At 71.9% G+C, this 22424-nt stretch carries 19 protein-coding genes and 1 pseudogene; 9 read left to right on the top strand and 11 right to left on the bottom strand.

Annotated features, from left to right (window positions below):
- The 4 genes and pseudogenes from ACZ3IJ_RS35585 to ACZ3IJ_RS35600 form a co-directional block, all read left to right on the top strand.
- Positions 1–116 (top strand): annotated as a pseudogene (locus ACZ3IJ_RS35585) (sulfate ABC transporter substrate-binding protein); the annotation flags it as partial.
- A 35-nt stretch (positions 117–151) separates the two neighbouring features.
- Entirely contained in the window at positions 152–946 is a 795-nt protein-coding gene (locus ACZ3IJ_RS35590) for an ABC transporter ATP-binding protein (protein ID WP_467475268.1), read from the top strand.
- Entirely contained in the window at positions 933–1838 is a 906-nt protein-coding gene (locus ACZ3IJ_RS35595) for an ABC transporter permease (protein WP_467475270.1), read from the top strand. The genes ACZ3IJ_RS35590 and ACZ3IJ_RS35595 overlap by 14 nt, the downstream gene beginning before the upstream one ends.
- A gap of 2 nt (positions 1839–1840) precedes the next feature.
- A complete protein-coding gene (locus tag ACZ3IJ_RS35600; RefSeq protein WP_467475272.1) occupies positions 1841–2677 on the top strand; it encodes a sirohydrochlorin chelatase in 837 nt (278 codons plus the stop codon).
- A gap of 69 nt (positions 2678–2746) precedes the next feature.
- Here ACZ3IJ_RS35600 and ACZ3IJ_RS35605 read toward each other — a convergent pair whose 3' ends face one another.
- Complete coding sequence (locus ACZ3IJ_RS35605) at positions 2747–3643, bottom strand: alpha/beta hydrolase (RefSeq protein ID WP_467475274.1); 897 nt, start codon at positions 3641–3643, stop codon at positions 2747–2749.
- Between the two features lie 107 nt (positions 3644–3750).
- Here ACZ3IJ_RS35605 and ACZ3IJ_RS35610 point away from each other — a divergent pair, with 107 nt between their 5' ends.
- Positions 3751–4854: a PucR family transcriptional regulator gene (locus ACZ3IJ_RS35610; RefSeq protein WP_467475276.1), complete on the top strand. Its 1104-nt coding sequence runs from the start codon at positions 3751–3753 to the stop codon at positions 4852–4854.
- On the opposite strand, the gene ACZ3IJ_RS35615 is transcribed toward ACZ3IJ_RS35610, so the two are convergent.
- The 7 genes from ACZ3IJ_RS35615 to ACZ3IJ_RS35645 form a co-directional block, all read right to left on the bottom strand.
- Entirely contained in the window at positions 4817–5440 is a 624-nt protein-coding gene (locus ACZ3IJ_RS35615) for a mycothiol-dependent nitroreductase Rv2466c family protein (protein WP_467475278.1), read from the bottom strand. The genes ACZ3IJ_RS35610 and ACZ3IJ_RS35615 overlap by 38 nt on opposite strands.
- 100 nt (positions 5441–5540) lie before the next feature.
- Positions 5541–6095: a DUF1697 domain-containing protein gene (locus tag ACZ3IJ_RS35620; protein WP_467475280.1), complete on the bottom strand. Its 555-nt coding sequence runs from the start codon at positions 6093–6095 to the stop codon at positions 5541–5543.
- 119 nt (positions 6096–6214) lie between these two features.
- Positions 6215–7417 carry a S8 family peptidase gene (locus ACZ3IJ_RS35625; protein WP_391801759.1) on the bottom strand — a complete coding sequence of 401 codons (1203 nt, stop codon included), beginning with the start codon at positions 7415–7417 and terminating at the stop codon, positions 6215–6217.
- 225 nt (positions 7418–7642) lie between these two features.
- On the bottom strand, positions 7643–8839 hold the full coding sequence (gene mgt, locus ACZ3IJ_RS35630; protein WP_467475282.1) for a macrolide-inactivating glycosyltransferase: 1197 nt from the start codon (positions 8837–8839) through the stop codon (positions 7643–7645).
- A 108-nt stretch (positions 8840–8947) separates the two neighbouring features.
- On the bottom strand, positions 8948–10243 hold the full coding sequence (locus tag ACZ3IJ_RS35635; protein WP_467475285.1) for an ABC transporter substrate-binding protein: 1296 nt from the start codon (positions 10241–10243) through the stop codon (positions 8948–8950).
- The gene (locus ACZ3IJ_RS35640) at positions 10243–11085 is read right to left on the bottom strand and encodes a carbohydrate ABC transporter permease (protein WP_467475287.1); all 843 of its coding nucleotides are present in this window, start codon (positions 11083–11085) and stop codon (positions 10243–10245) included. Before ACZ3IJ_RS35640 ends, ACZ3IJ_RS35635 begins: the two co-directional genes overlap by 1 nt.
- On the bottom strand, positions 11082–12011 hold the full coding sequence (locus ACZ3IJ_RS35645) for a carbohydrate ABC transporter permease (protein WP_467475345.1): 930 nt from the start codon (positions 12009–12011) through the stop codon (positions 11082–11084). Before ACZ3IJ_RS35645 ends, ACZ3IJ_RS35640 begins: the two co-directional genes overlap by 4 nt.
- 150 nt (positions 12012–12161) lie before the next feature.
- On the opposite strand from ACZ3IJ_RS35645, the gene ACZ3IJ_RS35650 reads away from it, so the two are divergent.
- Both ACZ3IJ_RS35650 and ACZ3IJ_RS35655 read left to right on the top strand, forming a co-directional pair.
- Positions 12162–13079 carry a phosphotransferase enzyme family protein gene (locus ACZ3IJ_RS35650; RefSeq protein WP_467475289.1) on the top strand — a complete coding sequence of 306 codons (918 nt, stop codon included), beginning with the start codon at positions 12162–12164 and terminating at the stop codon, positions 13077–13079.
- Between the two features lie 49 nt (positions 13080–13128).
- A complete protein-coding gene (locus ACZ3IJ_RS35655; RefSeq protein WP_467475291.1) occupies positions 13129–13959 on the top strand; it encodes an alpha/beta fold hydrolase in 831 nt (276 codons plus the stop codon).
- Positions 13960–13985: 26 nt separating this feature from the next.
- Here the strand turns inward: ACZ3IJ_RS35655 and ACZ3IJ_RS35660 are convergent, their stop codons facing one another.
- Both ACZ3IJ_RS35660 and ACZ3IJ_RS35665 read right to left on the bottom strand, forming a co-directional pair.
- Positions 13986–14708 (bottom strand): exonuclease domain-containing protein, encoded by a 723-nt coding sequence (locus tag ACZ3IJ_RS35660; RefSeq protein WP_467475293.1) that lies wholly within the window; start codon positions 14706–14708, stop codon positions 13986–13988.
- A gap of 88 nt (positions 14709–14796) precedes the next feature.
- A complete protein-coding gene (locus ACZ3IJ_RS35665) occupies positions 14797–16047 on the bottom strand; it encodes an SAV2148 family HEPN domain-containing protein (RefSeq protein ID WP_467475295.1) in 1251 nt (416 codons plus the stop codon).
- Between the two features lie 466 nt (positions 16048–16513).
- Here ACZ3IJ_RS35665 and glgX point away from each other — a divergent pair, with 466 nt between their 5' ends.
- A complete protein-coding gene (gene glgX / locus ACZ3IJ_RS35670) occupies positions 16514–18634 on the top strand; it encodes a glycogen debranching protein GlgX (RefSeq protein ID WP_391801751.1) in 2121 nt (706 codons plus the stop codon).
- 77 nt (positions 18635–18711) lie between these two features.
- On the opposite strand, the gene ACZ3IJ_RS35675 is transcribed toward glgX, so the two are convergent.
- The gene (locus ACZ3IJ_RS35675) at positions 18712–19947 is read right to left on the bottom strand and encodes an MFS transporter (RefSeq protein WP_467475347.1); all 1236 of its coding nucleotides are present in this window, start codon (positions 19945–19947) and stop codon (positions 18712–18714) included.
- A gap of 90 nt (positions 19948–20037) precedes the next feature.
- On the opposite strand from ACZ3IJ_RS35675, the gene treY reads away from it, so the two are divergent.
- Positions 20038–22407: a malto-oligosyltrehalose synthase gene (gene treY, locus ACZ3IJ_RS35680; protein WP_467475299.1), complete on the top strand. Its 2370-nt coding sequence runs from the start codon at positions 20038–20040 to the stop codon at positions 22405–22407.
- Positions 22408–22424: the final 17 nt, after the last annotated feature.

A 22424-nucleotide genomic window follows, 5' to 3' on the forward strand; every position in this document is an offset into this window, starting at 1 on the left:
CCGGACTCCTCAAGCAGCCCGACCTCGCCGGCATCTACGACCTGAAGCCCCTCAACAAGGTGCTGAAGGCCGCGGGCAGCCCCGAGGTCTCCGACGCCGGCCTCGGCGTCAAGTGAACACGTCCGCCGCTCATACCCAGGAGGTGACGACCATGGCCACGACCGCGACGCTCGCCAAGGCCGAGGACCGTGCGACGGTGACGCACGCCGCCCGCATCGCCCATGTCTCGAAGTCCTTCGGCGGTCCCGCCGGAGGCCAGCTCGTCCTCGACGACATCTCGCTCGACGTCGCCCCGGGCGAGTTCGTCACGCTCCTCGGCGCGTCCGGGTGTGGCAAGTCGACCCTGCTCAACCTGGTCGCCGGACTCGACCGGCCGTCCACGGGGTCCATCGAGACCCCCGGCGGCCGTCCCGCCCTGATGTTCCAGGAGCACGCCCTCTTCCCGTGGCTGACCGCGGGCAAGAACATCGAACTGGCGCTGCGGCTGCGCGGCGTGCCGAAGTCCGAGCGGCGCCCGGAGGCCGAGCGCCTGCTCGACCTGGTCCGGCTCGGCGGCTCGTACCGCAAGCGGGTGCACGAGTTGTCCGGTGGCATGCGACAGCGCGTCGCGCTGGCCCGTGCGCTCGCCCAGGACAGCGACCTGCTGCTGATGGACGAGCCGTTCGCGGCGCTCGACGCCATCACGCGGGACGTGCTGCACGACGAGCTGACCCGGATCTGGCGCGAGACGAACCTCTCGGTGCTGTTCGTGACCCACAACGTGCGCGAGGCCGTGCGCCTGGCCGAGCGCGTGGTGCTGCTGTCGTCCCGTCCCGGGCGGATCGCCCGGGAGTGGACCATCGACATCCCGCAGCCGCGTCGTATCGAGGACGCCGACGTGGCGGAACTGTCCGTCGAGATCACCGAAGAACTGCGTGGGGAGATCCGCCGCCATGGCCAGCACTGACACGACGGGCCCGAAGGCCACGACGGCCTCGAAGGCCGACGACCTGGCCGGTCTGGAGGCGGGCCTCGACGCGCTGGACGCGGTGCAGGTGCGCCGTACGCCGGTGCGCGAGGTACTGCTGAAGAAGGTCCTGCCGCCGGTCCTGGCCGTGGTCCTGGTCCTCGCGGTCTGGCAGCTGCTCGTCGTGGCCGAGGTCACCGACGAGTCCAAGCTGCCCGCGCCGAAGGCCGTCTGGGACAGCCTGACCACCATGTGGCTGGAGGGCACGCTCCTCGGGGTGCTCTGGACGAGCGTGTCGCGGGCCCTGCTCGGCTTCCTGATGGCGCTCGCCATCGGTACGCCGCTGGGTCTGCTGGTCGCCCGGGTGACGTTCGTGCGCGCGGCGATCGGGCCGGTGCTCGCGGGCCTGCAGTCGCTGCCGTCGGTGGCGTGGGTGGCGCCGGCCGTGCTGTGGATCGGCCTCAACGACTCGATGATGTACGCGGTGATCCTGCTGGGCGCCGTGCCGTCGATCGCCAACGGCCTGGTGGCCGGTGTCGACCAGGTCCCGCCGCTCTTCCTGCGGGCGGGGCGCACGCTGGGCGCGACCGGACTCAAGGGTGCCTGGCACATCGTGATGCCGGCCGCGCTGCCCGGCTATCTCGCGGGCCTGAAGCAAGGCTGGGCGTTCTCCTGGCGCTCGCTGATGGCCGCCGAGATCATCGCCTCGTCGCCCGACCTGGGCCTGGGCCTCGGCCAGTTGCTGGAGAACGGCCGGAACAACTTCGACATGCCGGGGATCTTCCTCGCCATCATCCTGATCCTGCTGGTCGGTGTCGCCATCGACCTGCTGATCTTCAGTCCGCTGGAGCGCGCGGTGCTGCGCGGTCGTGGGCTACTGGTGAAGGGCTGACCATGAGTGCGCCTGTCCTCCTCGTCATCGCCCACGGCAGCCGCGATCCGCGGCACGCCGCGACCGTGCACGCGCTGGTGCGCGAGGCGGGGTCGCTGCGACCGGGGCTGCGCGTGGAGACGGCCTTCCTCGACTTCAACCTGCCGTCGGTGCCCGGGGTGCTGGACCGGCTCGCGGCCGAGGGGGTACGGGACGTGGTGGCGCTGCCGCTGCTGCTGACCCGTGCCTTCCACGCGAAGGCCGACATCCCGGCCGTACTGCGGCAGGCCCCGGCGGGCCTGCGGATCCGCCAGGCGGACGTGCTCGGCCCCTCGCCGCTGCTGGTCGCGGCGGTGCAGCGACGGCTGTTCGAAGCAGGCCTGAAGCCCGCCGACACAAGCTCGACGGACCTCTTCCCGCCCTCGGCGGGTTCCACGGACCCGGCAGCGACCGCCGCGTGGCGCCGGGCGGTCGACGAGATGAAGCGCACCACCGGGGTCGTCCTGGCCTCGGCGGGCTCCACAGACCCGGAGGCGATCGCAGCGATCGCAGAAACGGCGCGGGAGCTGCGGCGCACCGGTTGGTGCTCCGTGCGGCCTGCGTTCGCCTCCGCATCTCTCCCGCGGACCGAGGACGCGGTCCGCGCGATGCGTGCCGACGGCGTGCGCCGGGTGGCGGTGGCCCCCTACGTCATCGCCCCCGGCCGCCTGCCGGACCGCATCGCGGCCGGCGCGGCGGACGCGGACGTCCTGGCGGACGTCCTCGGCCCGTCGCCGGAACTCGCCCGCCTCCTCGTCGACCGTTACGAGGAGTGCCACGCATCGGCTCGGACGCGCCTCGCGAACCGCGCCGCGGGCTAGGCAGGGGCGGTCCGCCCCTGCCTGGCCCGCACAGGCGGCGGGTCGTCGTCGACGCTCGGCGGGCAGTCCTCAGGCGGCCAGCGCGCGTCGCACGACGGCGGCGAGTTCGGCCATCTGACGCTGCGAGACCTCGGCGGAGAGGATCGCCTGCGAGCCGTGGAAAGTGCCGGGCCACTGGTGGAGTTCGACCGGGACGCCCGCCCTCAGCAGACGCAGCCCGTACTCGACGGCCTCGTCGCGGACCGGGTCGAACTCCGCGGTGCCGACGTAGGCCGGCGGCAGGCCGGTGAGGTCGGCGGCGCGTGCCGGGGCGGCGTACGGAGTGGCGGCCTGCGCGCCGAGGTAGTACCGCCACACCGTGGCGAGCGTGTCCCGGTCCACCCAGGGGGTGTCGGTGAAGTTCCGCTGCGACCAGGTCTCCTGCCGGTCGTCGAGCGCGGGCTGGTTGAGGAGCTGGAAGCGGATCGGCGGGCCCTGCTCGTCACGTGCCCGGAGCGCCGTCGCCGCGGCGATGCAGGCGCCTGCGCTGTGCCCGCCGACCGCGATCCGCTCCGGGTCGATGCCGAAGTCGGCCGCGTGCTCGGCCGTCCAGTTCAGGACGGCGTACGTGTCGTCCAGGGCGGCCGGGAACGGGTGCTCGGGAGAGAGGCGGTAGTCGACCGAGATCACCATCGCGCCGGAGCCGAGGGCGATGCGGGTGGCCCACGGGTGCTCGGTGACCAGGTTGCCGAAGACGAATCCGCCGCCGTGCAGCCAGATGACGGCGCCTTGTGCCTGCTGCGGTCGGTATATCCGTACGCCCACGTCCGGATCGCCGGGGACCGTACGGTTCTCGACCTCCATGCCGGAGGTGTCCGGCACGGGGAACGTTGCGGCGCGTTCCGTGAAGGCCTTGCGCGTGGCGACCGGATCGGAGTAGTCCGGCTTCGGGACGAACGGGAGGAATGCTTCGAGTTCGGGATCCATGACGGCCATCCTCGCCCCCGTCCCCCGCCGGGCGTCAGCGCCTTTCGTCGCGCTTCCGGCCCCGTTCGCGCGCCGAACGGCGCACCCCGTCCTCCTATCCTTCTCCCATGGAGGCACTGGCCGTTCGTCTGTCAGGACTTGATCCGTACGTCGAGGGTGCGCTCAGGGTCGTCGCGTTCTACGACACGCTGATGCGCCGCCGGGTGGATCTCCCCGCCCTCGCCCGGGCCTCGGCCGGCCTGGCGGAGTGTGTGGCGGGCGTACGGCTCCACGGTACGGACCGGACGATCCGGGTCGCGCCCGACGGCGCGGAGGCGTCCGCCCGGACCGTGCCCGCGTCCACCTCGGTGCCGATCACCCTCGACGGGGAGGAGGTCGGCGTGGTCTGGCTGGAGCGGCCCGGCCCGCCGGGGCCGCTCGACGCGGTGCTGCTCGACCGGTTCGCCCTCGCCGCCGCGGCAGTCGTCGAGCGGTACGGCCCGGCCACGACCACGATGGCGGACCCGGCGCTCGTCGAGCTGGTCGTCAGCTCGGACACCGACGAGGCCGCCAGGGCGCGGGCGTTGCGTCTCCTGGGCTTCGCCGCCGATCAGCCGGTGCGTGTCGCCGCCGTACGGTCCCGGCTTCCGCTCGACCGGATCGGCGGCCTGGTCTGCCCGGCCCGGCTGGTGAAGGCGGCTCCGCTCGCCGATGTCGGCGTCGTCCTGGCCACGACCGTGGACCCCGAGCGGTTTCCGGAGGGGGTACGGGCGGGGATCGGCGGCGCCGGGAGCCCGGACCGTTCCTGGCGGGAGGCCCGCACCGCCCTCCGCTTCACCACCGGGCGTGAACCCGTCGTCCACCACGACGACCTGGGCGCCCTCGCGCTGTTGGCGGAGGTGCCCGAGGACGTGTCCCGCGGCAATGCCGACGTGTGCGCGATGGCGCGCATCACGGGCAACTCGGACGATGTGGAGACTCTGGAGGCGTACGTCGCCACCGGCTCGCTGCGTCAGGCCGCCGACCTGCTCCATCTGCATCACAGCAGCGTCGCCCGCCGGATCGAGCAGATAGGGCGGACGCTGGGCGTCGACCTCGCCACGCCGTCGGGGCGGACGCGGGCCGGCATCGCGCTCGTCGCGCGCCGGCTGCTCGACGACGGCCGGGCGGCCGAGGAGCCCACCGGCTCCCCGGTCAGCCGAGGTCGAGCCCGCCCGTCCGGGTCCGCTTGATCTCGAAGAGGTCGGAGTGGCCGGCGAGCACCCGGAAGCTGTCGAAGAGGCCGGCCGCCTCCTCACCGCGCGGGATGGCCCGCAGGACCGGTCCGAACCAGACCGTGCCGTCGACGTGCAGGGTCGGCGTGCCGACGTAGCCCTCCGCGTCGGGGTCCTTCCCGGCGTCGTGGCTGCGCCGGACCGCCTCGTCGTACGACGGGTCGTGGGCCGCCGCGGCGAGGTCGGCGGGGAGGCCGGTCTCCGCGAGGGACTCGGCGACCACGGCGTCGAAGTCCGTCCTCTTCTCCCGGTGGATCCGGGTGCCGTAGGCGGTGTAGAGGTCGCGCAGGACCTCCTCGCCGTGCCGCTCGGCCGCCGCTGCCGCCACCCGTACGGGCCCTATGGACGCGTCGACCAGCTCCCGGTACCAGTCGGGGAGTTCGTTGCCGAGGTTGTGGAGGTACAGGCTCATCACCCGGAAGCGCAGCTCGATGTCGCGGTGCCGCTCGACCTCCAGCATCCAGCGCGAGGTGATCCACGCGAAGGGACAGACGGGGTCGAAGTAGAGGTCGACGACGGGCCTGGGCTCGGTCTCGGTGGTCATGCCGGGAAGCCTAGCCAGCCGCCGACGGCGCCGTCCGGGCCATTCGGGGCCCGTCCGTCCGGGCCATTTCGAGGGGGTGGAAGAGCCCTCCTGGCCGGGCTCAGGCCCGGGTCATCTCCGCGAGCTTGACCACGGTGTTCCAGTTGCGGCTGGTGGCCACGATCCCCTTGAAGAGAGCGGGACGGGAGAGCGCCTCGCCGAGCTTGGACCGGCCGAGCCCTTCGGGGGCGTAGAGGTAGAGCGCCCGGTCTCCGAGCCGGAACTCCTCCGGCAGGAAGGCGTCCTGGTCGATCGAGGCGAACCGCTCGGGGGTGACGGGCTCGGAGAGGTAGGTCACGTGGAGCTGCTTGCCTTCGAGCTCCGCGGCCGGGAACGGGCAGGCGTCGACGACGGCGGCGAGGTAGTCGGCGTCGCGGACGAGGCAGTCGACGCGGAAGCCGAACCGTTTCTCGACGGCCTCCTCGATCGCGGTGGTCTGCTCCTGCTCGGTCGGCCGGTCGGTGTCGGTGGTGAAGACGGCGTTACCGCTCTGCAGATAGGTCCGGACATCGCGGTGGCCGAGCTCTTCGAGCAGTGAACGGAGGTCCGCCATCGGCACTTTGCGGTGTCCGCCCACGTTGATTCCGCGCAGCAGCACGGCGTACGTCGTCGTCATGGCCCCACGATAGGGCGGCCGCCGTGCCCCGTGGGGGAGGGCACGGCGGCCGCCGGGATGCGGAGCCGCCGCTACCGGGCCGCTGGATCGCGCGGCCCGGTAGCGGCATGGTGGCTCGGCTACTCGACGATCTTGAGCAGCTTGTTCGCGGTGCCGGCGGACGGGTTGCTGATCTTGTCCGCGGTGGCGCCGTCGACGAGCGCCTTGGCGACCTGGTCCGGCGTGGCGTCCTTGTGCGCCGCGAGGTAGACGGCGGCGGCGCCGACCACGTGCGGGGTGGCCATCGACGTGCCGGAGATGGTCTTCGTGCCCTCGTCGCTGTCGTTCCACGCCGAGGTGATGTCCGAACCCGGGGCGTAGAGGTCCACCACGGAGCCGAAGTTGGAGAAGTCGGACTGCTGGTCCTCCTTGGTGGAGGAGGCCACGGTGATGGCTTCCTTCACGCGGGAGGGGGAGCCCTGGCCGGCGTCCGAGGACTCGTTGCCCGCGGCGACACCGAAGGTGACACCGGCGGCGATGGCCTTCTGCACGGCCTCGTCGAGGGCGGGGTCGGCACCTCCGCCCAGACTCATGTTGGCGACCGACGGGCCCTGGTGGTTCTTGGTGACCCAGTCGATGCCGGCGACGACCTGCTCGGTCGTGCCCGAGCCGTTGTCGTCGAGGACACGGACGGCGACGATCTTCGCCTTCTTGGCGACACCGTGCGCGGCGCCGGCGATGGTGCCGGCGACGTGCGTGCCGTGGCCGTTGCCGTCCGAGGCGTCGTCGTCGTTGTCGACCGCGTCGAAGCCCGAGGCGGCGCGACCCTCGAAGTCCTTGTGGGTGATGCGGACCCCGGTATCGATGACGTAGGCGGTGACACCCTCGCCCGCGCCGTCCGGATAGGTGTACTTGGAGTCGCCGGCCGTGTCGGCCTGGTCGACCCGGTCCAGGCCCCAGGACGGCGGGTTGTCCTGGGTCGCGTTGATGGTGAACTTCTTGTTCTGGACGACCTTGGCGACGGCCGGGTCGGCGGCGAGGCGCTTGGCCTCGGTCTCCGAAAGGCCGTTCACCGAGAAGCCGTTGACGGCGGAGTCGTAGCTGCGGCGCAGGGTGCCGCCGTACTCCTCGGCCAGATCGCCCTTGTCGGCCTTCTCGTCCAGCAGAACGATGTAGCTGCCTGCGACGGCGCCTTCGACGCCGAGTCCGTGGACCGTTCCGAGGGCGGGTGCGGGGGCCGCGCCGGCGAACGGGCTGACGATGACGGTGACTCCGGCCGCTGCTGCGATCGCGGTCGAGACGGCGATGAGCTTGGTCCGGCGGACACGCTTGTGTATTGCCATGAAGAGGGGTCTCCTCGTCAGGATTTGTGGGGGGTCGAGCCTCCGGAAGGAAACTCTCCGGCGGCTGCCTCGAAACCCTTGCTCATTGACGAGTGCAAATCAAGACCTTCATACATCTGTGATTTACACAACAAGTCTTCGTAATAATCAATGGGGCATCTCGCCCCAACTCGGCTCACACGTAAGGCCCCTGGGACTTTCCCAGGGGCCTTCATCAGAGTTTCGTCACAGCAGTTCGGCCTCGATCAGGTCCGCGGCACGGTGCGTTCCGCCCTCGTTCGCCATTCGCTCCTGGACCTCCCTTGCACGGAGGGCCACTTGGGGATCGCTCACGAGGCCGAGGACGGCCTCGCGCAGGCGCCCGGGAGTCACCTCCGCCATCGGCAGGTGCCGCGCCACGCCCAGCGACTGGAGCATGTCGGCGTTGCCGAACTGGTCGGTGGCCAGCGGAACCGCGACCATCGGGGTGGCGGTGGCCAATCCCTCCTGGCTTCCGCCCGCCCCGGCGTGGGTGATGAAGGCGTCCGCCTGCCTCAGGATCGCCAACTGGGGTACCCAGGGGTGCACTTCGACGTTGGCGGGAAGCTCCCCCAGCTCGGCCGGGTCGACGAACGCGCCGATCTGGAGCACGACGTGCCAGCCCGGCAGGTCGCCGAACGCGGCGACGCACGCCCGGTAGAAGTCCGGCTGCTTGGTGAAGGCCGACCCCAACGAGACCAGGAGGACCTTCTCCGCGTCCGCCGGCCGCCGCCACTCGCCCTGGTCGGCACGGTCGCCCTGACAGGCGCCGACGAAGGTGAAGACGGACTCGTCGACGCGGTCGGCGTACGGCTGGAGGGCGCGCGGGATGAGGACGATCGCGCGGCGGGGGTGGGCGACGAGCCGGTCGGGGTGGGTGTCGATGCCGTGCTCGGCCAGCCAGTTCTCGAAGCGCGCGTAGTACGCCCTGCCCCGCTCGGAGGCCTTGAGCTCGGCGAACATGGGCTCGGCCACCTCCTCCTCGTACCCCTTCCATGGGACGAGATTCGGCCAGAGTCCCACGACGGGCACACCCCACCCGTGTGCGAGGACGGGTGCCGGGTAGGCGGTGATGTCGTGGAGGACGAGGTCCGGCCGGTCACCGTCGAACGCGGCGGCGAGCTGGGGCAGCGCCTGGATCGCGTCGCGGAGGAAGGGCTCGATGTTGTCGATGAGTTCGGTGCCCCATGCGTCCGGGTCCTCGTCGGTCGGGAGCGTGGAGGTGTAGACGACGGGGGTGGCACCGGTGGCGGCGACCTTGTCGGCGAAGGAGGCGGGGATGGCGTAACTGACGCGGTGCCCGCGGGCGACGAGCTCGCGGATCACTTCGAGGCTCGGGTTCACATGGCCGTGGGCGGCGATCGAGAACATGGCGATGTGGGCGGGGCGCGGGGTCGTGGGCATGCCCTCACATTAAACGAGACGAGACGTCTCGTCCATTCTGAAGGGCGCGCGGAGGCATCTCAGGGTCAGGTGTGACTCAAGACGGACGCCCTGGGGCCAGGCGTCGGCTCAATCGCGCTGGTAGCGGGCGAGAACGAGGTTCCCGTCCTCCTCCAGACGTTCGCGCAGCTCCGCCGCGTCGATCGCCCCGCTGTAGTACTCCTGGTAGGCCGGGGTGGCCACCTTGTCCTTCCACTCCGGGTAACCGCGGACCGACTGCGCGGGCGCGGAGCGCAGATGCTCGGCCACGGCGGCGCCGGTCGCCCAGCCGTCCTTCGGGGTGTGGAGCGAGGGGTCGGCGAGGGCCGCGGTCCCGGTGGGCAGCATCCAGTCGCCGCGGGCGAGGCGGACCATGTTCGCCGGATGGAGGAAGAAGTCGAGGAACCGCGCCGCCTCCTTCTTGTGCGGGCTGTCCTCGGCGAGGGAGAGCGTCTGCGGGCTGACGCCCTGCGCGAGTCCGCTCGCACCGGCGGGCGCGGGCAGGACGATCCACTCGAAGCCCTTCGGCGCCTGCTGGGTGATCTGCTGGCGGTACGAGAAGCCGAGCGGCACCATCGCGTACTTGCCGCCGAAGAACCCCGGCAGCGCGTCGGAGCCGCCGGTGCCGAGCGTCGAGCGCGAGGCGCTGAGGTCGGTGTTGACCTGGTCGTGGACGGTCCCGGGCACGATGTCGTCCTGCTCGGTGAAGCGGATGGTCACCTTGCCGTCCTCGCCGCGATGGAAGAGCTGTCCGCCGGCCGAGAGGCCCAGGTTGAGGCTGACCGAGACCGGCTCCTTGAGCGGCCAGGCGACCGCGTACCGCCCCTTGCCCATGACGGCCGTCAGGTCCTTGGCTATCTGCCGGAACTCCTCCCAGCTCCAAGGCTGTTCGGGCGTCGGCAGGCGAACGCCCGAGGACTCCAGGATCTGCTTGTTGGCCATGATCACACGCGGCTCCTGGAGGAACGGCACGCCGTAGATCCCGCCGCCGAAGGTCGTGGTCTCCCAGCTGCGCGCCGGGATGTCGGCCTTGAGCCGCCCAGGCAGGAGGTCGGTCAGATCGGCCAGATAGCCGCCGTACGCGAAGTCGGCGAGGTCGTCCGATGCGTCATGGATGATGTCGGGAGCCTCGCCGCCCTCGAAGGAGGTGAGGAGCTGGTCGTGGACGGAGTCCCAGCTGCCCTGGACGTAGTCGACCTGGATGTCGGGGTGGGCCGCGTTCCACTCCGCGACCAGCTCCCTGTTGGCGTCGACGGACTCCTGCTGCCAGGCCAGGGACTGGAACCGCAGCCGTACGGTTCCGTCATCGGGCTCGTCCCCTGCCGAGCAGCCGGTCAGGAGCAGCGCGACGGCGGCGACGGCGGCCGTGAACGTCCGTACGCGCATCAGGACTTCACCGCCCCGGCCAGCATCCCGCCCGTGATGCGCTTCTGGATGACCGCGAAGATCACGAGCGAGGGGATCGTGGCGAGGAAGGCGGCCGCGGCCAGGGGCCCGAGGTCGGCCACCCCCTCCGCGCCGAGGAAGTGGGTGAGGACGACCGGCAAGGTCTGCTTCTCCGGGGTCTTGAGCAGGACGAGCGCGAAGAAGAACTCGTTCCACGCGGTGATGAAGGCGAAGAGCGCGGTGGCGACGATGCCAGGGGCGAGCAGCGGGGCGGTGACCGAGACGAGCGTGCGGAGCCTTCCCGCGCCGTCGACGGCCGCGGCCTCCTCCAGTTCGGCGGGCACGGCCCGGACGTAGCCGGTCAGCATCCAGAGCGCGAACGGCAGCGACCAGACGACGTAGACCAGGACGAGCCCGAAGAGGCTGTTGATCAGGTGGAGGTTCTTCAGGACGAGAAACAGCGGGATGATCACCAGGACGAACGGGAACGCCTGGCTGACCACGACCCAGCCGGTCGCGGCGGTGGAGAGCCGGCCGCGGTGCCGGGCCATCACATAGGCCATGGGCGTCGCCACGACGACGGCGATCAGGGCCGCGGCGAGGGCGGCGGTCAGGCTGTTCGCGGCGGCCCGGAGCAGCGGCTGCTCGTCGAAGGCCTGCCGGAAGTTGGCGAGGGTCGGATCTTCGGGGATCCAGGTCGGATGGAGCGAGCCGAGCTCGGTCGCCGGCTTGAAGGCGGTGGAGATCAGCCAGAGGAACGGGAAGGCGAGGAAGACCAGGTACGCGAGGAGCGCGAGGTACTGGCCGAACCGCGCCGGTCCGCTGGTACGGAGCGTGCTCACCGGTCCTGTTCCCCCTTCAGCCGGCCGACGAGGTAGAGGGCGAGGAGTACGGAGACGACGGCGACCATGACGCAGCCCATCGCGGCGGCGTAGCCGAACTGGCCGTAGCGGAAGGCCTCCTCGTAGGCGAAGAGCATGGGGAGCCGCGTGCGGCCGCCGGGTCCGCCGTTGGTCAGCACGTAGACCAGGGCGAACGAGTTGAAGTTCCAGATGAAGTTGAGGGCCGTGATGGCGAGGGCGACCGGCTTGAGGGCGGGCCAGGTGACGGTACGGAAGCGGCGCCAGGCGCCCGCGCCGTCGAGGGCGGCGGCCTCGTGGAGTTCGTGCGGGGTGTTCTGCAGGCCGGCGAGGAGGGCGACCGTGGTCTGCGGCATTCCGGCCCAGATGCCGACGAGGATCACGGCGGGCAGGGCGGTGGCGAGTCCGGTGAGCCAGTCACGGCCGTCGCCCAGGCCGAGGTCCCGGAGGGTCTCGTTGAGGATGCCGGCGTCGGGGTTGTAGACGAGCCGCCACATGATGCCGACGACGACCTCCGGCATGGCCCAGGGGATGATCGCGAGCGCTCTGGCCAGCCAGCGGAAGCGAAGGTTCTGGTTGAGCAGGAGCGCGAGGCCGAGGGCGAGCAGGAACTGCGGGACGGTGACGCCGACGGCCCAGAGCAGGCCGATCCGGAACGAGTCCCAGAAGAGCGTGTCGTGGAGCAGGTCCTGGAAGTTGAGCGTGCCGACCCATCGGGTGGCCTGGGTCCGGCCGGACTGCGCGTCGGTGAAGGCGAGCGCGATGCCGTAGAGCAGGGGGCCGACGCTGAGGACCAGGATGGGCAGGAGCGCGGGCAGTACCAGGAACCAGGCGCCGTGGTCCCTCCCGGCTCCGGGTCTCCTGCCGGCGGCCGCTGTTCCGCCGGATCGCTTCACCGCGGTCGCCACACTCACGCTTCGACCCCTTGTGTGCCTTTTGCCACGCCGAACCGGCCTCCGTCATGGTCCTGACAGGCCGTCGGTCCGTCAAGACAACCTGCGGGGATGCGAGACTTTGGCTGATTCGCCACAGGCATCGGGGACAGCTGGGAGAGACGGATGGACGAGGCGCGGGCACGGGAGATCCTGGCCGCCACGGGGCTGTCGACGGACGCCGCGGGGATGTCGACGGACACCGCCGACGGCGCCCCGGGCGGCCGCCCGGACAGGTCCGGCGCGCGGCTCCTCGCCCTCGGGGAGAACGCGGTCTTCGCCCTGGACGAGCTCGTGGTGAAGATCGGCCGGGACGCCGACCTGCTCCCCCGTGCCGAGCGAGAGCTCGCGCTCGCGGACTGGCTGGCGGAGACCGGCATTCCGGCCGTACGGGCGGCGGAGCCGAAGCCCCGTCTGGTCGACGGCCACCCGGTCACCCTCTGGCACCGTCTCCCCGAGGCCGTGCGCCCGGCCGAACCGCGGGACCTGGCACCCCTGCTGCGGCGGATCCACGCCCTGCCGGAGCCGGAGGGCCTCACCCTGCCGCACCGCGACCTGCTGGGCGGGGTCGAGCGGTGGCTGCGGCTCGCGGGCGACGCCGTCGACCCGGCCGACGCGGCTTTCCTTCGCGAGCGGCGCGACGCCTTCGCCCCTGCGGCCGCCGCGCTCACCCCGCACCTCACGCCCGGCCCGATCCACGGCGACGCCCTCCCCCGCAACGTCCATGTCGGCCCGGACGGGCCCGTCCTGGTGGACCTGGAGACCTTCTCCTCCGATCTGCGCGAACACGACCTGGTGGTGCTCGCCCTCTCCCGCGACCGGTACGGGCTCGACCCCGCCGCCCACGACGCCTTCACCGAGGCGTACGGCTGGGACGTGCGGGAGTGGGAGGGGTGTGCGGTGCTCCGCGGGGCCCGGGAGACCGCGAGCTGCGCCTGGGTCGCCCAGCACGCGCCGACGAACCCCAAGGCGCTGGCCGAATTCGAACGACGGGTGGCATCGCTGCGAGAGGGTGACACCGAGGTGCGGTGGTACCCCTTCTGACCTCAGGGGCCCCACCACACGAATTCCCACTCACGATCGGGGTGTTGTGATGCGTGTGGAACTGTCCGAGGTGACGCTCGATGTCGAGGTGAGCGGCCAGGGTCCGGCCGTTCTGCTGGTGCACGGCTTCCCCGACAGCCACCGTCTCTGGCGCCACCAGGTCCCGGCCCTGACCGCGGCCGGATACCGGTGCGTCACTCCCACTCTGCGGGGCTTCGGCGCCTCCGGACGGCCGGAGGGCGGGGCGGAGGCGTACCACCCGGCCAAGCACGTCGGCGATCTGCTGGAACTGCTCGCCCGGCTGGAGATCGACCGGGTCCATCTCGTCGGGCACGACTGGGGCTCGGGCGTGGTCCAAGGGCTCGCGCAGGCGGCACCCGAGCGGGTCGCGAGTCTGAGCATCCTGTCGGTCGGGCACTTCGGCGCCATTCGTGACGCGGGCTTCGAGCAGAAGCAGCGGTCCTGGTACATGATCCTGTTCCAGTTCCCGGGGCTCGCCGAGGACTGGCTCGCACGCGACGACTTCGCCAACCTCCGGGAGATGCTGACCGAGCACCCGGACGCGGAGGCGGTCGTCGAGCCGCTGCGGGAGCCGGGCGCGCTCACCGCTGCCCTGAACATCTACCGGGCGGGCCTGCCCGCCGAGGTCCAGTTCGGTCCCGCCTTCCCTCTCCCTCCACTGCCGGGGCCCGTCCTGGGCGTCTGGTCCAGCGGCGACCACTTCATGACGGAGCAGTCGATGTCGGGCACCGGCAAGCACGTGGACGGCACCTGGCGCTACGAGCGCCTGGAGAGCGCGGGCCACTGGCTCCAGCTGGACCGCCCGGACGCGGTCAACAGCCTGCTCCTGGAGTTCCTGGCGGAGAACCCGATCGGCTGACGGGCCCGGCCGCGCCGGGAGGTCCGTCAGCCGGCCACGGGCGCGAGTTCGCGCAGCGGCCAGGACGGGTCGACGACCGCCTCCGGGGTGCCCTTGCGGCGCAGGAAATCCTGGAAGTCCTCAGCCCAGACGCGGTACCAGCCGATCTGGCGCTCGTGCAGCTCCGCCGGGGTCAGCGTGGCCACGCGCGCGTGCCGCTCGGCTATCGCGACCGCCACCCGCACGGCGGCGAGCGCGTCCGCGGCCGCCTGGTGGGCCGCGTCGAGGACGACGCCGTACTCGGCGCAGACCGCCTCCAGGGTCCGCTTCCCCCGTCGGTACCGGTCGACGGCCCGGTCGATCGTGTACGGATCGACGACGGGGCCTATCGGGGCGCCGCCCAGCCGCTCGCTCAGCGAGGGGAGCCCGTGGCGGCGCAGCTCGGCGGAGAGGAGCGTGAGGTCGAACGAGGCGTTGTACGCCACGACCGGGACGCCCTGGGTCCAGTACCCGGTGAGCGTCTCGGCGATCTCGTCGGCCACCTCGACGACCGGCCGGCCCTCGGCGGCCGCCCGCTCGCTGCTGATGCCGTGGATCGCGGACGCCTGCGCCGGGATGCGGATCCCGGGGTCGGCAAGCCAGTCCCGCTGCCGCACCACCCGTCCGCCGTGGACGCCGACGACCGAAGCCGTGACGATCCGCGCCTCCAGCGGTTCGGTGCCGGTCGTCTCCAGGTCGAATCCGACCAGCTCTTCCCCGTGCCAAGCCATCGGGTCCTCCTTTACGTGATCTCCCCCGTGGTGCTGAACACCCTCGCACGGGCCACTGACAACGCCCCTCGGGCAGCGGCCCCCGCTCTCAGGAGACCGGGCGGGAGTCGAGCCAGACCGACTCGAACTCCTCGCGATATGTTGCGAAAAGTCCGTATTCGCCGTCACGCGCCACCTGCCCGGAACGCACCACGTTCCGGCCGCCCCCGCGCAGCACGAGCACCGGCGCCTCCATCCCCCGCGCCTTCCTCAGGTACGACTGGACGACGGCGAGCCCGTCCGGGCCGTCCCCGTCCACCAGGTACGCCGTGAACCGCGGCGTCTCGTCGAAGACATGGATCTGGAAGGCGTCCGGGTCGCGCAGCCGGGCCCGCACCCGCCGCATGTGGAGGATGTTCATCTCCACCGAGCGGCTCAACTCGCCCTTCTTCAGACCCAGCTCCCGCTCGCGGCGCTTGACGGCACTGCTCGCGGGATTCAGGAACAGCAGGCGTATGCGGCAGCCGGACTCGGCGAGCCGCACCAGCCGCCGCCCGGAGAAGTTCTGCACGAGGAGGTTCAGGCCTATGCCCGTGGCGTCGAGGCGGCGCGCCCCGCCGAAGAGGTCCTCGGCGGGCAGCTGGCGCTGCAGCCGCACCCGGTCGGGGTGGACGGAGACCACGTCCGCGTACCGGTCGCCCACCAGGTCCTCGACCGCGTCGACCGGCAGCCGGTCGGCGGACGGGACGCCCGCTCCGCTGCCGAGGATCTCCAGGAGCCGCGCGGAGGCGCGTTCGGACTGGGCGAGGACGGTGGTCGACAGGGCCCGGTTGCGGGAGACGACGTTGCGCGTCACCTCCAGCTCGTCCAGGGCGAGTTCGACCTCGCGCCGGTCGTCGAAGTACGGCTCGAAGCAGGGCCAGTGCTGCACCATCAGCTCCCGCAGCTGCGGGAGCGTGAGGAAGCTGAGGACGTTGTCGTCGGCAGGGTCGAGGAGATAGCCCTTGCGCCGCGAGACCTCACGGACGGCGACGGCCCGCTGCACCCACTCCTGCCCCGCCGGCCCCGCCGCGGCCACGACCCAGTCCTCGCCGTGCACCGGTTCGTACACGGGCCGCAGCACGGCGGCCACCACGGCGCGGAGCCGCTGCTCGACGAGATTCAGCCAGATATAGGCCCGCCCGGCCCGCTGGGCGCGGGTGCGCACCTCGCTCCAGGCCTCGGCGCCCCAGTCGAGCTCCGCCCCGATCTCCATCGGCCTGGCGACGGAGACCGCTCCGGGCGGTACGTCCACGGGGTCGGGCGAACCCCCCTCGTGACCCGCGTCACCTGGGGGCAGCTCCAGACCTCCCGAGCTCACCCGCGCACCGCCTTCTGCTGTTGGACGCCCGATCCCACCGTCTGTCGACGATCAAGGAAGGGTACTCCCCGAGCGGGAGGCGGTGCAGCAGGATCGGCAGGCTGCTTGCTCAACTCCCGCCGATCCGAGCGTCGTTCCGCTTGACGTGATGGACCGGAGTGAGCGGATTCATACCGGTGAGGCCCCTGCGCGCGAGTGCGCTTCCCCGCCGGAGGAGCACCCGCGGGCACCGGACCCCGTCCGGGGCAGCGGGAGGGAACCCCAGGTTGACCGGGAAGCGGGCACGGGCGCCGAGCCCTCCGTAAACCTTTCGACGCGTCACACATCCGAGCTGCGATCGAACACATTACCGATGAACGCGCACCCGGCAGGGCCGGGGCGAAGTCCTAGGAGGTTGCCCCTCTTTCGGGCAGGATCTGGCCGGAGTGCACCCCCACACCCGGATCAGAATGGAAGAGTCTTACCTATGCAGGTCTGGCCGGGACAGGCGTATCCCCTGGGCGCCACCTACGACGGCGCCGGAACCAATTTCGCGGTCTTCTCGGAGGCCGCCCACAGGATCGAGCTGTGTCTGATCCATGACGACGGCTCGGAGACGGCGGTGGAGCTGCGCGAGACGGACGCCTTCGTCCGGCACGCCTATCTGCCGGGAGTGATGCCGGGTCAGCGCTACGGGTTCCGGGTCCACGGTCCCTACGCGCCGGAGCACGGGCAGCGCTGCAACTCGGCGAAGCTGCTCCTGGACCCCTATGCCCGTGCGGTCTCGGGCTCGATCGGCTGGGGCGAGGCGGTGTACGGCTACCACTTCGGACGGCCGGACTCCCGCAACGACCTCGACTCGGCGCCGCACATGATGACCTCGGTCGTGGTGAACCCCTACTTCGACTGGGGCGACGACCGGCGCCCCCGCACCGACTACCACCGGACGGTGATCTACGAGGCCCATGTGAAGGGCCTGACCATGCTCCACCCGGAGCTGCCGGAGGAGCTGCGCGGGACGTACGCGGGGCTCGCGCACCCGGCGGTCATCGGACATCTGAAGGAACTGGGCGTCACGGCGCTCGAATTGATGCCGGTGCACCAGTTCGTCAACGACCACCGGCTGGTGGACGCGGGGCTCTCCAACTACTGGGGCTACAACACGATCGGCTTCTTCGCCCCGCACAACGCCTACGCCTCCTGGGGCGACCGGGGCCAGCAGGTCCTGGAGTTCAAGTCGGCGGTACGGGCCCTGCACCAGGCGGGGATCGAGGTCATCCTCGACGTCGTCTACAACCACACGGCCGAGGGCAACCACCTGGGCCCCACCCTCTCCTTCCGGGGCCTGGACAACCCCTCGTACTACCGCCTCGCGAACGACCAGCGCTACTACACGGACACCACCGGCACCGGGAACTCGCTGCTCATGCGCTCGCCGCACGTGCTGCAGCTGATCATGGACAGCCTCCGGTACTGGGTGACGGAGATGCACGTCGACGGCTTCCGCTTCGATCTGGCGGCGACACTGGCCCGCCAGTTCCACGAGGTGGACCGGCTGTCGTCCTTCTTCGACCTGGTGCAGCAGGACCCGGTGGTCAGCCAGGTCAAGCTGATCGCCGAGCCGTGGGACGTCGGCGAGGGCGGCTACCAGGTGGGCAACTTCCCACCGCTGTGGACCGAATGGAACGGCAAGTACCGGGACTGCGTACGCGACTTGTGGCGCGGCGAGCCGCGCACGCTCGCCGAGTTCGCGTCCCGGCTCACCGGTTCGTCCGACCTGTACCAGGACGACGGCCGCCGGCCGCTGGCCTCGGTCAACTTCGTCACCTGCCACGACGGCTTCACGCTGCGCGACCTCGTCAGCTACGACGGCAAGCACAACGAGGCCAACGGGGAGGGCAACCGGGACGGCGAGAGCTACAACCGGTCCTGGAACTGCGGGGCCGAGGGCGACACGGACGACATCGGGATCCGGGAGCTGCGGGCCCGGCAGATGCGGAACTTCCTCGCGACGCTGATGCTCTCGCAGGGCGTGCCGATGCTCAGCCACGGAGACGAGTTCGGCCGGACGCAGGGCGGCAACAACAACGCGTACTGCCAGGACAACGAGGTGTCGTGGGTGCGCTGGCCCGAGCCGGGCGCCTCGGAGGAGGGCACCCTGCTGGAGTTCACCCGGGCGATGGTCCGGCTCCGGCGGGACCATCCGGTCTTCCGCCGGCGCCGCTTCTTCCACGGGCGCCCGGTGGAGGGAACGCACGACGAGCTGACCGACATCGCCTGGTTCACCCCCGAGGGTGAGGAGATGACGGCCCGGGACTGGCAGGCGGCGCACGCGCAGGCGCTGTCGGTCTTCCTGAACGGCAACGCGATCTCGGAGCCGGGGCTGCAGGGGGAACGGATCGCGGACGACTCGTTCCTGCTGATGTTCAACGCCTCGGCGCAGGAGCTCGATTTCGAGGTCCCGATCAACCACGGCGAGAGCTGGCGGGTGGTCGTCGACACCTCCCACCCGGAGGGCATCCCACCCCAGGAGGGGCCCAAGGTCGCGGCCGGCGAACGGGTGACGCTGGCGCCGCTGAGCCTGACGGTACTGAAGCGGCCCGCGTAGCCGGGCACGGCGGACCGGTGCCGGGCAGGGCCGTACAGGCCCCGCCCGGCACCTCTGTCAGGCCCGCACGCCGGTCGTCAGGCCTTCACCCCGACCTCCGTCACCGCCGGACGGGTGCCGGCCGCCGGAAGCCGGGTGCGCACCGACCAGGACAGGACCGCGCACAGGGCCGCCGCCGCGACCATCACCGTGAAGGCCGCGCCCGGGCCGTGACGTTCCGCCAGGTTCCCCGCGAGCGCCAGGGCCAGCGCCTGACCGCCGACGATGCCGCTCGTCAGGAAGGCCATGGACTCGGCGAGCCGGGCCGCCGGGACCGTCCGTTCCGTGAGGCCGAAGACCGTGATCAGGTGGGGCGCGTAGGCCGCGCCGAGGACGACGACGACCGCGTACAGCGCCACGAGCGAGTCGACGAACAGCAGGGGCACGGAGAGCACGACCAGCGCGGCGGTGGCGGTCCGCCAGCGGGTCGGCAGTCCGATCCGCGCCGGAACGGCGGCCATCGAGAGGCCGACGGCCGCGCTCATCACGCCCATGGCCGCGTAGACGAGCCCCGCCTGCTCCGGCGCCCCGAGCCTCTCGGTGAGCGCGGTGATGCCGGCCTGGGACGCCCCGAACATGGCGCCCTGCAGCACCATCGTGATCCGGAGGGCGTACGCGGACCTCGGCAGCCTAGCCCGTTCGGCGGCGCCCGTACGGGTGGTGACGGCCGTGTCTCCGCCCTCGGCCACGCGCGCGGACGGGTGCAGCGCGAACGCGGTGCCGCAGGTCGCGAGAAGGGCCGAGGCGGTCAGGAGCGCCGCCGCCGGGTGGGTGAGGGCGGCGGCGAGGCCCACCAGGGCCGGACCCAGGACGAAGGACACCTCGTCGAGGGTGCCTTCGAACGAGAGGACCGTGCCGACCAGCCGGTCGTCGGCGCCGGAGCGCCGGGCCAGGGCGACCGAACGGGTCCGGGCGAGCGGTCCGACCTGGGGCACGGTCGCGCCGGCGAGCGCGCCGAGGGCGATCAGCCAACCGGTCGCCGCGTGCGCGAGGGCCGCGAGGACCAGCGCGGCGACGGCGACCGCGTTGGCGAGGGACGCCGCCAGGACCACCCCGCGCTGCCCGCGCCGGTCGGCGAGCCTGCCGATGACCGGCCCCGCGACCGTCTGCCCCGCCGCGAGCGCACCGCCCGCGAGCCCCGCCGTCGTCAGGGATCCGCTCGTCTCGGCGACCAGGATCAGGCTGCCGAGCTGACACATGGCGGTGGGCAGCCGCCCCAGGAACGAGACGACCGGCAGCACCGGCCCGAGCAGGGACAAGGTGTCGCGATACATACGGAGCATCGCCTGAACGTAACGCGATGCACCCGAACGGACGCATGAGGCGATGACACAGAAGGCTCCGCGCCGGGTACGTACGTTCGCATGACGTCCTCGCTCCCGTCCTCGCCCACCGCCCGGACCGTGCCCACCGCCACCTATCGGCTCCAGCTCCAGCCGGAGTTCCCGTTCGCGGCCGCCGAGCGGGCCGTCCCGTATCTCGCCGGACTCGGGGTGTCCCACCTCCATCTCTCGCCCGTCCTGGAGGCCGTGCCCGGCTCGACGCACGGCTACGACGTGACCGACCACCGTGCGATCCGCGCCGAGCTGGGCGGCGAGGAGGGGCTGCGGTCCCTGGCCGCCACCGCCCGGGCGCACGGCCTCGGCCTGGTCGTGGACCTCGTGCCCAACCACATGGCCGCGTCACCCACGCACAATCACGCGCTGCGCGAGGTGCTCCGCGAGGGTCCCCGGTCGCCGTACGCCCGCTGGTTCGACATCGACTGGGAGGCGGGGGACGGCCGGCTCCTGCTGCCCGTGCTACCGGGGCGGCTCCCGGAGGTACGGGAGCGGATGCGGGTCGCCGACGGCGCACTGCACCTCGACGGTCAGACGTTCCCGCTCCGCGCGGGTACGGAGGGGCTGCCCCTGCCCGAGCTGCTCGACGCCCAGTGGTACCGGCTCGCCTGGTGGCGGCTGGCCCGTACGGAGCTCAACTACCGCCGCTTCTTCACCATTTCGGAGCTGATCGGGGTTCGCGTCGAGGACCCCGAGGTCTTCGAGGCGACACACGGCACGATCGTGAGGCTGGTCGGGGACGGGGTGATCGAGGGGCTGCGGATCGACCATCCGGACGGGCTCGCCGATCCCGAGGGGTACCTGCGGCGACTGCGGGAGGCGACCGGCGGACGGTGCTGGACGGTCGTGGAGAAGATCCTCACCGGCCCGGAGCCGCTGCCCTCCGCCTGGCAGGTCGCCGGCACGACCGGCTACGACGCGCTGCGGCAGGTGGACGGCGTCTTCGTGGACGGTGTGGGAGCGGCCGAACTCTCGGACGTCTACCGGACGTTCGCGGGTCGCGCGGCGGACCGGGGCGGCGCCTGGGAGGCGACGGCCCGCCGGGCCGCGTACGAGGTGGTGACACACGATCTGGCGGCGGAGACCGCCGCCCTGACGCGGATCGCGGAGCGGATCTGTGCCGCCGATCCCGACCTGCGCGACCACGCCCCCTGGGCTCTGACGACCGCGATCCGTGAACTCCTCGTCCGTGTCCCGGTCTACCGCTCCTACCAGGAGGGCGACGAGACGGTGCTGACCCCCGAGGCCGCCCGGGGCGCGACCGCCGCCTTCGCCGTGCCGGAGGAGGCCGCGGCCGTCGACACCGTGCGCGACCTGGCGCTGGGTCGGCTCGGCGACGGCCCCGAACACCGGTCGTTCCGGGACCGTTTCGCGCAGACCTCCTCGGCCCTGCGTGCCAAGTCCGTGGAGGACACCGCCTTCTACCGCTACACCCCGCTCCTGTCGGCGAACGAGGTGGGCGGCGACCCCGGGCGTCCGGCGATCGCGCCCGAGGAGTTCCACGCGTACTGCCGGCGGCTCTCCCGGGACTGGCCCGCGACCGGGACCGTGCTGTCCACGCACGACACCAAGCGCAGCGCGGACATCCGGGCCGGGATCGCGGTCCTCTCCCAATGTCCCTCCGTCTGGCTGGAGTTGTTGGAGGAGGTGGCCGGAGTTCCGGCGCCGGATCCGCACCTGGCGTGGACGGCGTGGCAGACCGCGTTCGGCTTCGGTACACCGGACCCGGTGCGGCTCGGCCCCGCGGTCCTGAAGTCGGTACGGGAGGCGGGGCTGCACACGAGCTGGACGGAGCCGGACCCGGCGTACGAGCGGGCGGTCACCGAGTTCGTGGCGGCCGGACCCGGCCGGATCCCGCTCCGGGCGGCCTCGGAGGCCGCCTTCGCCCTGGAGCCGCACATCCGGGCCCACCAGCTGGGGGCGACGCTGGTCCAGCTGACGATGCCGGGGGTGCCGGAGCTCTACCAGGGGACGGAGCGGGAGTACCGGGCGCTGGTCGACCCGGACAACCGGGTGCCCTTCGCGGCCGGCGAGGACGACGAGAAGACGGCGGTGGTCCGCGCGGCGCTCGCGCTGCGACGACTGCACCCCGAGGCCTTCGCCGCGCCCGACTCGTACACCCCGCTGACGGTGACCGGGAGCGCGGCGCCGCACTGTCTGGCCTTCGCCCGGGGCGAGGGCTCCTCGGCGGAGGCGGTCACCGCGGTCACCCGGCTGCCGCTGCGGCTGGCGGAGACGGGCGGCTGGCAGGACACGGAACTCATCCTGCCGCCCGGCACCTGGTTCGATCTCCTCGACGGCGTACGGCGGTTCACCGGCGGGGCGGTGAAGCCGGCCGAGCTCTTCGACGCGCGTCCGGTGGCACTCCTGGGGCGCAGCCCCGCGCGGGAGGAGTGAGCCGGACGGATGAGGGG

The organism is Streptomyces sp. NPDC013317 (assembly GCF_055563155.1).